The 16,611-nt window shown below is 71.0% G+C and carries 10 protein-coding genes; 3 read left to right on the forward strand and 7 right to left on the reverse strand.

Annotated elements, in window-relative coordinates; genetic code table 11:
• Window positions 1-301: 301 nt before the first annotated feature.
• On the forward strand, window positions 302-1,090 hold the full coding sequence (lexA, locus tag AC5P1B_RS25810) for a transcriptional repressor LexA (protein ID WP_493890059.1): 789 nt from the start codon (window positions 302-304) through the stop codon (window positions 1,088-1,090).
• A 354-nt stretch (window positions 1,091-1,444) separates the two neighbouring features.
• Here the strand turns inward: lexA and AC5P1B_RS25815 are convergent, their stop codons facing one another.
• The 4 genes from AC5P1B_RS25815 to AC5P1B_RS25830 form a co-directional block, all read right to left on the reverse strand.
• Window positions 1,445-3,502, reverse strand: a complete 2,058-nt coding sequence (locus tag AC5P1B_RS25815) for an ATP-dependent DNA helicase (RefSeq protein ID WP_493890061.1) — start codon at window positions 3,500-3,502, stop codon at window positions 1,445-1,447.
• A gap of 37 nt (window positions 3,503-3,539) precedes the next feature.
• Window positions 3,540-5,615, reverse strand: a complete 2,076-nt coding sequence (locus AC5P1B_RS25820; protein ID WP_493890063.1) for an IucA/IucC family protein — start codon at window positions 5,613-5,615, stop codon at window positions 3,540-3,542.
• Between the two features lie 30 nt (window positions 5,616-5,645).
• Window positions 5,646-6,488, reverse strand: coding sequence for a GNAT family N-acetyltransferase (locus tag AC5P1B_RS25825; RefSeq protein ID WP_493890094.1), 843 nt, complete (start codon window positions 6,486-6,488; stop codon window positions 5,646-5,648).
• A gap of 345 nt (window positions 6,489-6,833) precedes the next feature.
• Window positions 6,834-9,014 carry an IucA/IucC family protein gene (locus tag AC5P1B_RS25830; protein WP_493890065.1) on the reverse strand — a complete coding sequence of 727 codons (2,181 nt, stop codon included), beginning with the start codon at window positions 9,012-9,014 and terminating at the stop codon, window positions 6,834-6,836.
• Window positions 9,015-9,228: 214 nt separating this feature from the next.
• Between AC5P1B_RS25830 and AC5P1B_RS25835 the strand changes: the two genes are divergently transcribed.
• Complete coding sequence (locus AC5P1B_RS25835; protein ID WP_493890066.1) at window positions 9,229-9,477, forward strand: hypothetical protein; 249 nt, start codon at window positions 9,229-9,231, stop codon at window positions 9,475-9,477.
• On the opposite strand, the gene AC5P1B_RS25840 is transcribed toward AC5P1B_RS25835, so the two are convergent.
• Window positions 9,424-10,938, reverse strand: coding sequence for a diaminobutyrate--2-oxoglutarate transaminase family protein (locus AC5P1B_RS25840; RefSeq protein ID WP_493890068.1), 1,515 nt, complete (start codon window positions 10,936-10,938; stop codon window positions 9,424-9,426). The genes AC5P1B_RS25835 and AC5P1B_RS25840 overlap by 54 nt on opposite strands.
• A gap of 317 nt (window positions 10,939-11,255) precedes the next feature.
• Here AC5P1B_RS25840 and AC5P1B_RS25845 point away from each other — a divergent pair, with 317 nt between their 5' ends.
• Window positions 11,256-12,482, forward strand: a complete 1,227-nt coding sequence (locus tag AC5P1B_RS25845; protein ID WP_493890069.1) for a trypsin-like serine peptidase — start codon at window positions 11,256-11,258, stop codon at window positions 12,480-12,482.
• 513 nt (window positions 12,483-12,995) lie between these two features.
• On the opposite strand, the gene hflX is transcribed toward AC5P1B_RS25845, so the two are convergent.
• Together hflX and AC5P1B_RS25855 are read right to left on the reverse strand one after the other, a co-directional pair.
• Window positions 12,996-14,513, reverse strand: a complete 1,518-nt coding sequence (gene hflX, locus AC5P1B_RS25850; protein WP_493890070.1) for a GTPase HflX — start codon at window positions 14,511-14,513, stop codon at window positions 12,996-12,998.
• A gap of 480 nt (window positions 14,514-14,993) precedes the next feature.
• On the reverse strand, window positions 14,994-16,598 hold the full coding sequence (locus AC5P1B_RS25855; protein WP_493890071.1) for a M1 family metallopeptidase: 1,605 nt from the start codon (window positions 16,596-16,598) through the stop codon (window positions 14,994-14,996).
• Between the last annotated feature and the right edge of the window lie 13 nt (window positions 16,599-16,611).

The following is a 16,611-nucleotide window of genomic DNA, read 5'->3' on the forward strand; positions in this document are numbered from 1 at the left end:
CGTGGCGCGGCGGCAGCCATGAGAGTACGGGAAGCGGTGCGATCGCGAAGCCACCGGGGCGGGAGTGACAGACTGGGCGGCACTCCGGAGATCACCGGTGGCGCCTCGCGCGCACCCCCGGCGGCCGCCGCCCGCACGGCCAGGGGTACCGTAATGCACCGAATTGATCTTCGGCCTATACACCTGGCTCGGCGCTCGCGTCAGCTAATCTGCGAATTTTCACTCGAACGTGTGTTTGGCGCAACCTTTCGAAAGCAACTACCGTTGGCTAACTAGGGAGAACATATCGAGAGGGGCCGACGTGACCACCACCGCAGACAGCGCCACCATCACCGCCCAGGACCGCTCCCGGACCCGAGTCGAACCGGCACACACGATGAGTGAAGCAGTCACAAACCCCGAAGGGCAGCGGCCCGCCCGCTCCCTACCAGGTCGGCCCCCAGGCATCCGCGCGGACAGCTCGGGCCTGACAGATCGGCAGCGGCGCGTCATCGAGGTGATCCGGGACTCCGTGCAGCGGCGGGGATATCCACCGTCCATGCGGGAGATCGGGCAGGCCGTGGGCCTCTCCAGCACCTCGTCCGTCGCCCATCAGCTGATGGCGCTGGAGCGCAAGGGCTTCCTGCGCCGGGACCCTCACCGCCCCCGGGCGTACGAGGTCCGCGGCTCCGACCAGCCGAGCAGCGCCCAGCCCGCGGACACCGCGGGGAAGCCCGCCGCTTCCTACGTCCCGCTCGTCGGCAGGATCGCCGCCGGAGGGCCGATCCTCGCCGAGGAATCGGTCGAGGACGTCTTCCCGCTCCCCCGCCAGCTGGTGGGAGACGGCGAACTGTTCTGCCTCAAGGTGGTCGGCGACTCCATGGTCGAGGCCGCCATCTGCGACGGCGACTGGGTCACCGTCCGTCGGCAGCCGGTCGCGGAGAACGGCGACATCGTCGCCGCGATGCTCGACGGTGAGGCGACGGTCAAGCGCTTCAAGCGCGAGGACGGTCACGTGTGGCTGCTGCCGCACAACGCCTCGTATCAGCCGATCCCCGGCGATGAGGCGACCATCCTCGGCAAGGTGGTGGCAGTGCTGCGCCGCGTCTGACGCACCCTCCTGACGCCTGGCCCCGGGACCACCGCACCGGTTTCCGGGGTCGCGTCATGCACGGGTCCTGACGTGATCGGACACTTCTCGCGGCGGGGGCGAGCCGCCCGGCCCAACCGGCCAGGCGGGGGCTGGGCGCACGTTTTCGCCCGGCTGCCCCAGTACCGACCGTCTGCCGGTGGTGGCCCTTGGTGGCCGCCGCCCATGCTGCTGACTCCGCCCGCCTACGCCACGTACGTACGTACCGCCGACGAGGAGGCCGGGGCGCCCCTCGGCCAGCCCGCCGCACGCCGGGGCGGGGCAGCGCTCAGCTCCTTCGGCCGCTGTGCGGCGGCGACCTCGTCTGGTACTCGTCTAGCCCTCCGCCGCCCGGGCGGCGGCGTCGATCGCCGCCAGCGAGCGGCGCGCCTGGTTCCGGTCGGTCGTGTACCAGAAGCCCGGCATGGAGGCCCGCAGGAAGCTGCCGTACCGGGCCTTCGCCAGGCGGGGATCGAGAACGGCGACGACTCCGCGGTCTCCCATCGCCCGTACGAGGCGGCCCGCGCCCTGGGCCATCAGCAGCGCGGCGTGTGTCGCGGCGACCGCCATGAACCCGTTGCCGCCGCCCTCTTCCACCGCCTTCTGCCGGGCGCTCATCAGCGGGTCGTCGGGCCGCGGGAACGGAATCCGGTCCATCACCACCAGCTGGCAGCTCGCGCCCGGCACATCGACGCCCTGCCACAGCGACAGCGTGCCGAACAGGCAGGTCCGCGGGTCGGCGGCGAAGGCGCGGATCAGCTCGCCGAGCGTCTCCTCACCCTGGAGCAGAATCGGCGTGTCGAGCCGCCCGCGCAGCTCCTCGGCAGCGGCCTGCGCGGCACGCATCGACGAGAAAAGCCCCAGCGTCCGGCCACCGGCGGCCTCGACCAGTTCGGTGAGCTCGTCGAGCATGTCGGTGCGGCTGCCCTCCCGGCCGGGCTGGGCCAGGTGCTGGGCGACGTACAGAATGCCCTGCTTGCGGTAGTCGAACGGGGAGCCGACGTCGAGGCCCTTCCAACGCGGCATCGCCGGGTCGTCGCCGCCCGACTTCTCGGCCATGCCCTCGGGGGCGAGACCGAGGGACGCGCCGACACCGTTGAAGTCGCCACCGAGCTTCAGCGTCGCCGACGTCAGCACCACCGAGCGCTCGGCGAACAGCTTCTCGCGCAGCAGCCCGGAGACCGACATCGGTGCGACGCGGAGCGAGGCGCCGAACCGGTCATGCCGCTCATACCAGACCACGTCGTACTCGGAGCCCTCCACGATGCGCTCCGCGACCGCGTGCACGTTCTCCACGGCGGCCAGCGCCTGCTTGCGGACCGCGTCCTCGTCCTGCACGGACTTGTCGCGGGTGCTGCCAAGAGCGGAGATGACCGTACGGGAAGCGTCACGCAGCGCCATCAGGGCGTAGCCGAGGTCTTCCGGGATCTCTTCGAGGCGGCCGGGCAGCGCGAGCTCCATCAACCGCTCGAAGCTCTCCGCGGCCGTCTGCAGCGCGTCGGCGGCTTTCTCGTTGACGAGCTTCGCCGCACGGCGCACGGCGCGGTTGACCTGGCCGGGAGTGAGCTCACCAGTCGCGACGCCGGTGACCCGGGAGACCAGTTCATGCGCCTCGTCGATGATCAGGACCTCGTGGCCCGGCAGCACCGGGGCGCCCTCGATGGCGTCGATGGCGAGCAGCGCGTGGTTGGTGACGATGACGTCGGAGAGCTTGGCGCGCTCGCGGGCGGCCTCGGCGAAGCACTCGGCTCCGTAAGCGCACTTCGAGGCGCCGAGGCACTCCCTGGAGGAGACGGACACCTGCGCCCAGGCGCGGTCGGAGACGCCCGGCGTCAGGTCGTCGCGGTCGCCGGTCTCCGTCTCGTCCGCCCAGTCGCGCATACGCAGCAGATCCTTGCCCAGCTTGCTGCTGGCCTGGGCGGGCTGGGCGGCGGCCTCGAACTGGTCGAAGAGCCCGTCCTCCTCTTCCTGCGGGACGCCCTCATGCAGCCGGTGCAGGCACAGGTAGTTCGAACGGCCCTTGAGCATCGCGAACTCGGGGCGGCGGCGCAGCAGCGGATGCAGCGCCTCGACCGTGCGCGGCAGGTCACGCTCGACGAGCTGGCGCTGCAGGGCGAGCGTCGCGGTGGCGATCACGACCCGCTCGCCGTGCGCGATGGCGGGCACCAGGTAGCCGAGGGACTTCCCGGTGCCCGTGCCGGCTTGGACGAGCAGGTGAGAGCGGCCTTCTATCGCCTCGCCCCCGCCCCCTTCCCGGCCTGTGGGCGCGGCGCCGCCGATCGCCTCGGCGACGGCTTGGGCCATGCTGACCTGCCCGGGGCGCTCGGTGCCGCCGACGGCGGAGACGGCGGCGTGCAGCAGGTCGGTGAGCGACGGTGAAGGCGAATGAGTCATAGGAAGGCCAGCCTACGACGCACCACTGACAACGCCGTCACGGACCGTGCAGAGGGTTGGGCACCCTGCCGTGCACGGCGGCGTGCGGGCGGGTGGGGCGGTCGCGGTATCCGTCGAGGTGCAGCCGGTTCCGGTTCAGGCACAGCCGCTCGATGCTGGGCTTCAGCAGATCGAAGAGATCGAAACGCTCCTTGAGGGTGGGGAAACGCTGGTGGTGGCGGAGGATCTCGGCGCGCACCAGGGACCAGAATCTCGCCTCGGGCACGCCCAGTTGTGTCTCGCAGAGCGGCGCGAGGTAGCGGAAGACGCCGACGAAGAGGCCGGAGTGGATGAACTGGGTGAGGAAGTCCGGCGGCTCGGTGAGCAGGACGGCGCGTACGTCGTCCGGCATCGCGGCGAGCTCGGGCAGGGGGCGCGCGCTGACGTTGATGTCATCGACGAAGTCCTTGACGGCGAGGCGTACGGGGATGTCGTTCTCGTCGAAGACGACGATGGCGTTCTCTCCGTGCGGCGAGAAGACGGTGCCGTAGCGGTAGAGGAAGTGGAGTAAGGGAGGGAGCAGGGCGGCGAAGAGGCCGCGCAGCCAGGTCGCCGGGGCGAGTCCGGAGCGCGCCACGAGTTCGGCGGTGAACGCGCGCCCCTCCGGGTCGGTGTGCAGCAGAGCGGCCAGGGTGCGGGCGCGCTCCCCCGGGGCCAGCTGGGGGACCAGCGGCTCGCGCCAGATGCAGCCGAGCAGTTCTTTGTACTGGTAGGGGACACCGGCCAGCCGGTCGTACAGCGGGTGCTCGACGGTGACGGAGGCGGTCTCCCCCAGCAGGATCACCCGCGTCTCGTCGCGGAGGAACGGGTCGCTGTCGCGCAGCGAGTGCACCCATGAGGTGACGGCGGGCGCGGCGAGCGTGCGCTCGGTGGGGAGCCCGCGCCAGACGAGGGTGTTGAGCACGGACAGCGGGAGCTTGACCGTGCGGGCGTGCGGACGGCTGGCGTTGAGGAAGGTACGGATGGACTGCTGCGGCAGTCGCAGGGCGTTGTCAGTGGGGAGGGGGATGATGGTGGCGTCGGCGAGCTGCGGCGCGAAGAGGGGGGCGATGACCTCGTCCCATTGCCAGGGGTGGACGGGGAGCCAGAGGTAGTCGGCGGGGTCGCGGCCGTGGTCGGTGATGGTGTGGGTGAAGGCGGTGCGGGTGACGTCGTCGAGTTCGTCGCTGTAGAGCCGGTCGGGGGTGGCGAGCGCGGGCACCCCCCGGTAGTGGGCGAGGTCGCGGTGGACGGCCAGCCAGGGAAGGAGGTGCGTACGGCGGGCTTCGGGAGCCCAGCGTTCGGTGTCGGCCGCGGAGAAGCCGAGCCGGCCCTTGTTGGCCACTAACCAGGGGTGGCCGATCTGGTGGCCTTCGAGTTCGGCGTAGCCGAGGTCGGCCAGTTCGGCGGCGGTCAGCGCGGTCCCGTCCAGCCGTACGTCGGCGGCCAGCGTCGCGGTCAGCTCGCGGATGAGGTGCCCGGTGGTGTCGCCGCTCAGACCGAGCAGGGTGTCGTGGGCCCGGGCGAGGAAGCGCAGCGGGTCTCCGGAGGGGGTGATGGACGCGGGGTCGACGTGCCAGTGTCCGTACGCGCCCCGGCGTGCGCGGAACCGATACGTCACGCCGTCGACAGCCGGCAGGCGGTAGGAGAGCTCTTCCCCCGTTCGCCACAGGTCCGGGGTGTCGGCGGCGTCTGTGGGTTCCGGGCGGTGAGCGGCCTCCGCAGGAGCGGCGGGGGCCGCGGCGTCTGGGAGGGGAGCGGAGTCGGGAGCTGGAGGCGGGGCGGCGGAGCCGCGCGCTGTGGGGGGAACGGCGGAGTCGTGAGCCGCTGTATGGGGGATGGGGTGGTCGGCGGAGGGGGTGGTGGTGGAGCTGGAGTGAGGGGCCGGGGTGGAGTGGGGCGTGGGGCTGGAGTGGGAGGTGGTGTGGTCGGCGGGTGTGGTGGCGGAACCGGGGTGGGGGGCTGAGGCTGAGGCGGGAGTCTCTCGCTCAGGTGTCAGCGCGCCTTCGTAGCTGAACTCGGCGAGCATCTTGGCCAGCATGCGGCGTGCGGCGTGTTGCCAGGCCGTCTGCTGGGGCTGCGGTGAGGGACGCAAGGGTGGACTCCTTGATGCCAGGGGTGGTGGTCAGAGGAGGTTGCGCAGCGCCCGGTCCCGGATCATCAGGGCCGCGCGTTTGTCCGGCAGGTCGACCTCGGCAGCGAAGCGGAAGCCCGCGCTCAGGAAGGCCGCCACGGAGGGGGTGTTGCGGAGATCCGGTTCGGCGATGACCCGGCCACAGCCCGGTCGGCGGTCGAGAACGAGGTCCGCGGCGGCTCGGAGCAGGGCCGTGCCCAGGCCACGGCCCCGGTCGGCCACGCCGCCGATCAGGAGGTGCAGACCGGTGTCGTGCGGGCGCGCCGGGTAGTACCGGGCGACCGGGTCAAGATCGGCGCGGTAGATCTCCCAGTAGCTCATCGGTACGCCATCGAGTACGCCGAGGCAGGGCACACTGCGGCCGTCTCCGCCGAGTTGGTCGCGCAGATGGCGTTCCGTGACCTGCTGGGAGCCGGCCAGCTCCCAGAACGTGTCGACGGCGGGATCGTTCATCCAGCGGGTGATGAGCGGTACGTCCCGCTCGATGCGGACCGGGACGAGCTGAAAGGTGCCCGCCGGTGTCTCGGCGGAGCCCCAGCAGGCGACATCGTCGAGCAGGTCACTTCCGCCGAGCGGGGCGGAGGCTGTGTCCTGTTCGTCGGCGAGATGCTCCTCCAGCCCCTCGGACAGCCACCAGTCATCGGGGAGCCGCAGATCAACGGTGTCCTCGGGGCTGGGCTCGGGGCTGAGCTCGGAGTCGGGTGCTGAGTCGGGTTCGGAGCCGGGTTGAGGTTGCTCTCCGGGGGCGGGCTCCAGGGCGGGGGCGTCGCCGGTGGTTGTGGGGGTGCTGGTGGTTGTGGGGGCGGTCGTGGGGGTGTCGGTGGTCGTGGGGATGTCGGTGGTCGTGGGGGTGTCGGTGGTCGTAGGGGTGTCGGTGATTGGGTTCGTGCTGGTGCTTGTGCTGGTGGCTGTAGGTGTGTCGGCGCCGGGGGTCGTCTCCGTATCGGTGCTGGGGGTCGTCTCCGTATCAGTGGCGGGAGTCGTCTCCGTGGGCGTGATGGTGGGGGTACTGGTGGTCGTGTTCGGGGTCGTGCCGGTGGGCGTGTCGATGCCGGAGGCCGTGTCCGGGGTGGTGTCGGCGCTGGTGGCCGTGTCTGTGGTGGTGTTGCTGCTGGTTCCGGGGTCGGTGGGCTGCATGTGTGTCTCTCGGCTGACAGGGTTTCTCTCGGCTGGTGCGGCTCAAGTCGCGGGCTCGGCCAGGGGGTTGTCGATGGCGACGTAGACGGACTGGGTGTCGACGGGACCCACCAGCTCGTCCAGCCCCCGCAACCGGGTCAGCAGGTTGGCCTTGCAGCGCAGGGTGGGCGTTTCGAGCAGGCGTGCGGCGAGCGAGGAACGGAAGGGCGCGGGACCGCGAGCCGCCTCACCGAGGAAGCGGCGGAAGGCGGCCAGCAACAGGCGTTCATCCCCCAGCCGTTGTGCGCCGAGCGCCCCGATGACGCCGAGGACGTTGTTGACGCCCAGGTAGTACGCGAAGCGTTCGTCGGTGACCTCGTCGGAGACGAAGGTGTCGCTTCGTACGCCGATGCCCGGCAACCTCCGGTCGAGTGCCGCGCGCCGGGACTCACGAAAGTAGTAGCCCTGGTTGTCGCGGTAGCGCCCTCCTACGGGCCAGCCCGCGGGGTCGAGCAGCACCAGAGTGTTCTGCTGGTGCGCCTCCAGGGCGATCCCGGCTGCGGCGTCGAGCCAGAGCAGGGGCCGTACGACCGCGTTCAGATAGCGAAGGAACCACTCGGTGGACACCGCTCCGAGGGGGCGTCCCGTGCGGGCCGCGAGCCGGGCGACGAGGTACGCGAGACGTGAGCGCATCGCCGGATGGCCAGGCCACGGCCGGGGGGAGACCAGCCCCGCGACGCACACGGCGTCGTCCTCCGGGTTGAACGGGTTGTGCCGGATGACCGCGTCGAGGCCCGTCAGCGGCTCGCCGTCCGCCCCGTCGACCGCGAGCCACGCCGGATCGCGGACGATGTCGAAGCCGGGCACCCCCGGGCAAGCCGCCTGCCACTCCTTCGCCAGCCCGCTCCTCAGCAGCCGATGCACCTCGACTCCGCGCTGGAGCTCCTTACGGAGGTTCTCCCGCCGGGAATTGGTGATGCGCACACCGAGGGAAAGCTTGAGCATCGCTGTCGCGCCGGGCCGGTAGACGGTCCGTACGGACGAGGTGGGGTACCACGGCTCACCGAACGAGCCGAGATCGTGCAGCAGGCCCGCGTCGAGCAGCGCCGTGACGGCGGGGCGGAGCCGGACCTCGCGCGCCTGCCACGGGTGCAGGGGCAACGGCACCGTATCCGCGGGCAGCCGCAGCCCGGCACCGGCGAGTGTGGCGGTGAGCCGGTCAGCGGGTACGCAGCGGCCGCGCTCGGTCCACGCCGAGTCGGAAGACAGTACGGACTGGTCGACGGCGAACCAGTGCAGTGCGAACGAGCCGCGCAGCTCAGGGGAATACGCCCGCACTTCGCCGTCCGACAGTCCCTGGCGGCTCTTCGCCGTGGGATGAAAGGCATGACCGAGCACCAGCGACTGTTCACCGGTCAGGAACGGCCCATCGGTGCCAGGGTCGACGGCCGCGAGGCGACGAGCTGTAAGAAACACAGCGGTACAGCGCACTGAGTCCGCCACACGCCCGACGAGCTCGGCCCCGTCAGCGTCGCTCTCCAGGTCCTGCGCCCCGGCCATGCTGTCCACGTCGGCCGTGGCGCTGTCCGCGCCGTCCGCGCCGTCCGCGCCGTCCGCGCCGTCCAGCCTGTCCGGCCTGTCCGTGCTCTTCGCCGTCTTCGCGCTCTCCGCGGTCACGTGTGCTTCCGCTACGCGCCCCGCGCCCTGTGGCCCCTCCGCGCTCGCCGAAGCCACTGCGCTGTCTGCCCCGCGTAAGGCGATGCCGCCGGACCCCGCCTCGTGGCGGTGGTGGCCGGTAGGCCCCGGATACGCGGCCCCGGATCGCCCGGCCGCGGCGTATGCCGCTTCCCGGCTGAGCAGGGAAGCGAGGGTGACCGCGTCCACGGTGGGTGCGTCGGACGGGGCGCTTTCCAGGACGGGGCGGCCGAAGCGATGCCAACCCGTCGCTGACCAGTAGCGCACTGGGACGCGTAGGGCGGTCCCGCTGGCCGTGAGGACGAGGCGTAACGAGTCGCTGCCGGGTCGCGCCGTGTTGTTCTCACGTACCCAGCAGCGCAGCAGGTTCTCACTGGTCGCGGTGTCCGCCGCCGCGCGGGGGTCCGGGTCATCGAGCGGGTCCGGCCCGTCTGGCAGACCACGGCCGGCGGCTGATGACTCGATGGACGCCTCACCGCGACGGCCCTGCTCGGGAACTGTCGGTGAGGCGGTGCCTGGCGGCGCGTCGGCTCCGGAAGTTGCGTTCATGCGGTGTACGGCGCACGCCTCGCGGCGGTCAGGCCGGGACGAAGGCGCCTTCCTCCTTCGTCGGCTGTCCGTGCGGCTCTACGCCAACTGAGAAGGCGCCGCAGGCGTGCTGATGTGACTGAGAGAGCTGCGGGTACTGCTTGGCACTGCTGGCACTGCTGGCACTGGGGCGCGGCTGCCGCTGCTGGGGCGGTCGTCCATGACGGTGCTTCCGGTGTCATCGCTCGTGCTGTGGGAGCCGCTACTGACGGTGCTGCTGGCGGGTTTGCTGGGTCTGGTGGGTCTGGTGGGTCTGGTGGGCCAGATGGCTCTGGTGGTTCTGCTGGCTCGCACGCGGGCTGCCGTCCTCGCGCCTTGGCAGGTCGCGCGTTCGCTCGCCGTCTCGTCGGAGCGGCGGCACACTGGGGTCTCACGTCTGCCGCCCTCCCGTCAGTGGGCCGACCGGCTGACGGTCCGGCAGTGACCGCGCCGCCTCCAGCGCGTCGGCGAGGCGGTCGAGAATGGCCTCAGCCTGTTCGTCGCTGATGGTCAGCGGCGGCAGGAGGCGCAGCACGCTGCCGTGGCGTCCACCGAGTTCGACGATCAGTCCACGGCGCAGGCACTCCTGCCGGACGGCTGCGGCGAACTCGGGAGCCGCGGCCGCCCCGTCGCTCCAGCCGCCCCCGGCGCCCAGCCCCGCACCGTCGCCCTCGCCCCCTCCATCACAGCCGTCGGCTCCGTCCGCTCCGTGGCCGAGCTTGGCTCCGTTGGTGGCATTGGTGGCATTGGTGGCGATGGTGGCGTCGGCCCGGGCGGGACTGACGAGTTCGAGGCCGATCATCAGCCCTCGTCCGCGCACCTCCCCCACGTACGGGTGCCGCTCGGTGAAGCGACGGAGCCGCGCGAGCATGCTCTCGCCGAGCGTCGCCGCCCGCTCCGCCAGCCCGTTGCGCCGCACGTAGGCGAGGGTCGCCGTGCCCGCCGCCATCGCCAGCTGGTTCCCGCGGAACGTGCCCGCGTGGGCGCCGGGCTCCCATACGTCGAGGTCCTGGTGGTAGACGATGACGGCGAGCGGCAGGCTGCCGCCGATGGCCTTGGACAGCACCATGACGTCGGGCGTGATGCCGCTGTGCTCCACGGCCCAGAACGCGCCGGTCCGCCCCACACCCGTCTGCACCTCATCGACGATGAGCGGGATGTTCCTGGCCGCGGTGATCTCGCGCATGCGCCGCACCCAGCTGTCCGGCGCGGGGATCACCCCGCCCTCGCCCTGCACCGGTTCGAGGATCATGCCCGAGGGCGCCGGTACACCGCTTTTTGCGTCGTCGAGCAGGCTCTCTGTCCAGCGGGCGGAGAGACGTGCGCCTGCCTCGCCGCCGACACCGAACGGGCAGCGGTAGTCGTACGGGTAGGGAAGCCGCGCGACTCCGGGGCCGCGGGCGCCGCCGGACGCGGCCAACGCGCCCGCCGTCATCCCGTGGTACGCGCCGGTGAACGCGAGCAGTCCCGTACGGCCTGTCGCGGCGCGTACGAGAGTGAAGGCCGCTTCGACGGCGTCGGTGCCCGCCGGTCCGCAGAACTGGATTTTGGCTTGCTCGGCGAAGGCGCGCGGCAGGGTGGCGAAGAGTTCGGTGGTGAACGCGTCCTTGACGGGAGTGGCGAGGTCGAGGACGTGCAATGGGGCGCCTGAGTCGAGGACGGATCTGATCGCCTCAAGCACCACGGGGTGGTTGTGGCCGAGGGCCAGGGTGCCCGCGCCGGACAGGCAGTCGAGATAGCGCCGTCCGTCAGCGCCTTCGATGGTCAGGCCACGGGCGCGTACGGGAACGACCGGAAGGGAGCGGGCGTAGGTGCGGGCCGCCGATTCACGCAGGGTCTGGCGCCGCAGGATGCCGTTGTGTGTCACGTCGGCGGAGGTCTGCTGCGGGAGCTGGGTCACGGCCACGGGCGTCCGGCCTCCTCGTTCATGACCATCTGTCTCCCTTACCACCTGCCGCTTGCCGCCGCGGCTTGCTGCGTGCCGCGAGCTGCTGAATCCTGCTGCTGAACACCGGTTGGGCGCCCCCCGTACGTACCAACGACGCCGTGGGCGGCGAATCACGGCCCAGCGGCAGATCGCCGTGGCAGATCCATGGCGCGTGGGAACCGGGGACCCGCGTGAGGCCGTCGTACGCGGCACCGGCATAGTGGGGGACCGCCCTCCGCCAGGGCGGTGCATGACAAGTTCAGAACAAACCGAACATTTCAGGGGGAGTTCCACCCATGCCATCGAATCGCCCATCCACTGCTCGCCGACGTGCCAAGTGGCAGGGCCTGCGCGCGCGGAACTCCTCGTCCGCGATGGCTGCGGCCGCCATCACCGCCGTCCTGGCGCTGACCGTCACCGCTTGCGGCCCCTCGGACGACGAGGGCAGCGCTGACCCCACCACGTCCGCTGACCAGCAGGGGTCGAACGACCTCGCCCTGCCGAGTGACCTCAACGACAAGCTGAAGGACCTCGGGCTGGACCTGGACAAGTGGAAGGACGGAGCCTGGCGGGACTTCGAGAAGGACTGGCTCCGCGAGGCGGGCGACTTCATCAACCCGATCATCGAGGACCTGTGGGACCCGGACCGGATGAAGGACGCCGAGGAGCCGGACCAGCCGGTCGAGGAAGATGACATCTCCGACGACCAGGGCACGACCGACCCCGAGCCGCAGCCGGTGGACGCGCAGCAGGTGAAGACCCCGTACAGCACGAGCGTGCCCGAGGCGGGCAAGGTCTTCTTCGACGGCCCGGACGGCTCGATGGTCTGCTCGGCGACCGTGGTGAAGGACCCCGCGAACCCGGGCAAGTCCAACATGGTCTGGACGGCGGGCCACTGCGTGCACGCGGGCAAGGGCGGCGGCTGGTATCGCAACGTCATGTTCGTGCCGTCGTACAACGACAGCGGCCTGTCGGCGGCGGAGCTGGAGAACGCGCCCAAGGAGAGGGTGGCCCCCAAGGGCCTGTGGTGGGCCGAGTGGGCGCAGACCTCTGACCAGTGGATCGCGGACGGCGCCAACGTCGGTGGCAAGGGCGCTCCGTACGACTTCGCCGTACTGAAGGTCAAGCCGGAGGGCGGCAGTGGCAAGTCGCTGGAGGAGACGGTCGGCGGGGCGCTGCCGGTCGAGTTCGACGCTCCGGCCACGAAGTCCATCAAGGACATGACGGCCACCGGCTACCCGGCGGCGGCACCGTTCGACGGGCAGTCGATGCACCAGTGCACCGACAAGCCGGGGCGGCTCTCGCTCGACGCCGCGCAGCCGACGATGTACCGCATCGGGTGCCGCATGACGGCCGGTTCGTCCGGTGGCGGCTGGGTCGCCAAGGGTCGGGACGGCCAGCCCGCGCTGGTCTCCAACACCTCGATCGGCCCGGTCACCGCTACCTGGCTGGCCGGTCCGCACCTCGGCAAGGAAGCGAAGGGCGTCTACGAAGCGGTGAGCAAGAAGTTCGCCAACAACTGAGCGCCGGACGCTCGCCCGCTCGACGGGCGGACGCCTGAGGCGCGTGCGTGACGACGCGAGCGTGACGACGCGTGATGAGAGGGCCCGGTCCCACCGGCGTGGTAGGGGCGGGCCCTCTCGTCAGCTCCGCGCTGCGGATTGGCTGGGGGGTGGGTCGGGGCGGCGCGGCGCGGGCCGCGCTGGGTTTGGTCTGGTTTGCTCTGGCTTGAACTGACCTGGTTTGGCTTAGCTCTGCACTGCCGCTGCCGCCGCAGGGGTCTGGTGGCCTGGCGCCGTGCCGACGCGGTTGGCTTCCCGCGTCGGGGGCGGTTGGCTCCGTGCCGCCGGGCTCTGTCCACGAACCGGCAAGCTGGCACTCCGAGGACGACCGAAGCCGCCCTCAGTTGACCGCAGACGACCGAAGCCGCCCGCCCGATGTGGGCGGGCGACTTCGATGCCGTCCGTTTCGCCTTCAGCGTCGGCGTACGTGCGCTGTGGTGCTGGTGTGGTGCCTCTGCTTCGGCGGCCGCTGGCTCAGGCGGGGACCGCTGGGCCGCTGCCCACCGCGCTGTACGGGTGCAGCTCGGCCGCCAGCTCGGCGTGCACGCGCGCCTTCAGCAGGGTGCCCTCCGCGGTGTGCTCCTCGGAGATCACCTCGCCCTCGGCATGCGTACGCGAGACCAGGCCGCCCCGCGTGTACGGCACCAGCGCCTCAATCTCGACGCTGGGCCGCGGGAGGTCCACGTCGATCAACGTGAGCAGCTCGTCGATCCCCTGACCGGTACGCGCCGACACGGCGATGGCGTGCCGCTCCGCGCGCATCAGCCGCTGGAGGACGAGCGGATCGGCCGCGTCCGCCTTGTTGATGACGACGATCTCCGGCACGTCCACGGCGCCCACCTCGCGGATCACCTCGCGCACCGCGGCCAACTGCTCCTCCGGCACCGGATGCGAGCCATCCACCACGTGCAGGATCAGGTCGGAGTCACCGACCTCCTCCATGGTGGAGCGGAACGCCTCGACGAGGTGGTGGGGCAGGTGGCGCACGAAGCCGACGGTGTCGGCCAGGGTGTAGAGCCGACCGCTGGGCGTCTCCGCCCGGCGCACGGTCGGGTCCAGCGTGGCGAACAACGCGTTCTCCACCAGGACGCCCGCGCCCGTAAGGCGGTTGAGCAGGGACGACTTTCCCGCGTTGGTGTATCCGGCGATCGCGACCGACGGCACCTTGTGGCGCTTGCGCTCCTGCCGCTTGATGTCGCGGCCGGTCTTCATCTCCGCGATCTCCCGGCGCATCTTCGCCATCTTCTCGCGGATACGGCGCCGGTCCGTCTCGATCTTGGTCTCACCGGGACCACGCGTGGCCATGCCGCCACCGCCGCCGCCACCCATCTGCCGGGACAGCGACTGGCCCCAGCCGCGCAGTCGCGGCAGCATGTACTGCATCTGCGCGAGCGCCACCTGCGCCTTGCCCTCTCGGGACTTGGCGTGCTGGGCGAAGATGTCGAGGATCAGAGCCGTCCGGTCGACGACCTTGACCTTGACCACGTCTTCGAGGTGGATGAGCTGACCGGGGCTGAGCTCACCGTCGCAGACGACGGTGTCCGCACCGGACTCAAGCACCATGTCGCGCAGTTCCTGCGCCTTACCCGAGCCGATGTACGTGGCCGGGTCGGGCTTCGGGCGACGCTGGATGACTCCGTCGAGAACGAGGGCGCCCGCCGTCTCGGCGAGGGCGGCCAGCTCAGCGAGTGAGTTGTCCGCGTCTTCCGCCGTACCGGACGTCCAGACGCCGACCAGCACCACGCGCTCAAGGCGCAGCTGCCGGTACTCGACTTCGGTGACGTCCTCCAGCTCGGTGGACAGTCCCGCGACGCGGCGCAGTGCGGCACGCTCGGAGCGGTCGTACTGGTCGCCGTCGCGCTCCTCATCGATCTCGTAGCTCCAGGTGACGTCCTCTTCCATCAGGGCGTCGGCCCGAAGGCTCTCGGGGAGGCGCTGCTTGTCCGAGGTATCCGCGGCGGGGAACGACTGCTGCTGGGAAGGGGTTGTCATTGGTTCCTTACGTCGTATGAGAAGAGTCAACGTCGATAACGCTCGGCTGCCCCGAAACATTCCCGGGCGCCGCGCCGACGACCCCTTGATGGTCGCATGGTGCGCCGCGGCGGTCACTCGGGTTTTCGGCGGGTCGCCGACCTGCACTCCGCCTTACGAACGATTCCCGGCGACGGGGGGCGGGCGGTTGCGCTCCGTATCCGCCCGTGCCCCGCGGCTCCGCAGCTCCGCAGGGGCAGTCCCGGCGCCCCGTAGGAGGCAGCCCCGGCGCCCCCGTGCCCCGTGCCCCATAGAGGGCAGTCCCGGCGCCCCGTGCCCCGTCCGGCTCCGATACCGCATGACCCTATGGGCACGGGGCACGGGGCACAGAGAACAGAGAACGGAGCACGGGGCAGGAGCCACCTGGCCACGCGCGCGGCACCGTCATGCCAGACACCGGCTCCCCCAGCCCGGGGCTCCCTACCGCGGCGCGCCATCGGCCTATGTGGCTTTGGCCGCTCCGTGCTTCGTCTCGGGCCTGTCACCGGCGGTGGGCTTCCAGTCGGGGTGGCCGGGCATGGGTGGGGGCTTCTTGCCGTAGAGCCACGGGCGCAGGAAGCCGGTGAGGTCGCGACCGGCGGTGTCGCTGGCGAGCTTGATGAAATCCTTGGTGGAGGCCGTACCGTCACGGTGCGTGGTCACCCAGGCCCGCTGAAGGCGTTCGAAGGCGCGTGGGCCGATCTTCTGCCGCAGCGCGTAGAGGACGAGAGCTCCGCCGTCGTAGACGACGGGCCGGAAGATGCCGGTCTTGTCGTTCGCCGCGGCCCGCTTGGGAGCGGCGGGCGGGCCGCCGTCCCCCCGCATGCGGGGGGAATCCTCGTACGCCTGGCGCATCCGAGCCTTGAGTTTTCCGTACCCGCGCTGTTCCGCGTACAGCATTTCGTACCAGGTGGCGTGGGCTTCGTTGAGCCACAGGTCGGACCAGCGGCGCGGGCTGACGCTGTCGCCGAACCACTGATGGGCCAGCTCGTGCACCATGAGCGATTCGACGTAGGCCTTGGGGAACTCACGCCCCGTGAAAACGCGCCGTTCGAAGAGTGAGAGTGTCTGCGTCTCCAGCTCGAAGCCGGTCTCCGCGTCGGCTACGAGGACGCCGTACGTCTCGAAGGGGTACCGGCCTACCCGGCGTTCAAGCCAGGTGATCTGGGCGGGGGTCAGCGCGAGCCACTTCTCCAGCCGCTTACGGTCGGCGGCGGGCACGACGTCACGTACCGGCAGACCATGCGGCCCTCGTCGGTGCACGACGGCGGAACGGCCGATGGACACCTGGGCCAGCTCGGTGGCCATCGGATGGCCCACACGGTAGGACCAGGTCTTCCGGCCATCGGGGCGGGTGCGCGGCCGTTCCAGGGGAAGGCCGCTGGCGACGACGGTGAGCTTCTTCGGCGCGGTGACCCGGAAGGTGAATCCGGCCTTGTCCGACGGGTGGTCATTGCTGGGGAAGACGCGGTGCGCGGCATCCGCCTGGTTGGCCATGACGAGCCCGTCCCGGGTCCGCACCCATCCCTTGCCGGTGCCGCGGCGCGGGTCACTGGTGTGCCGGACGGTGACCCGGAAAGAGGCCCCGTGGGCAACAGCGGCGGGCGGGGTGATCACCAGGTCCTGCCCGGCCTTGGCGAACTTGGCGCGGTGGCCGTTGACTTCCACGGACCGCACGGTGCCCGCCGCGAAGTCGAGATTGAAGCGGTCGAGCGCGTCGGTGGCGCGAGCGTTGATCGTCGTAACGGCGTCCAGGGGCCGGTTGTTCCGGTGGTAGTCGAAGGCGATGTCGTACGCGGTGACGTCGTAACCGGGATTGCCGAGATGCGGGAACAGCCGGTCTCCGATCCCCGTCGGCTTGGCGGACGGCGCTGGAGCCGCCGCGATGAGGGCCGCGAGCGCTGTCGAGATCAACGCGGCCTGGCGCGCCTTTCCCGTCCCGCGCACGGCAGCACGCCGCGACGCCGGAGGGCACGGGACGGCCGAGGCCTGCGTGACCGGCGAGGACTGTGGTGCCTGGGGGGCCTGGGGGCGGTTCGGCGGGTGTGCTTCGGATGAGCGCTGCATGAGGTACGGCTAC

The organism is Streptomyces sp. A01 (assembly GCF_059026195.1).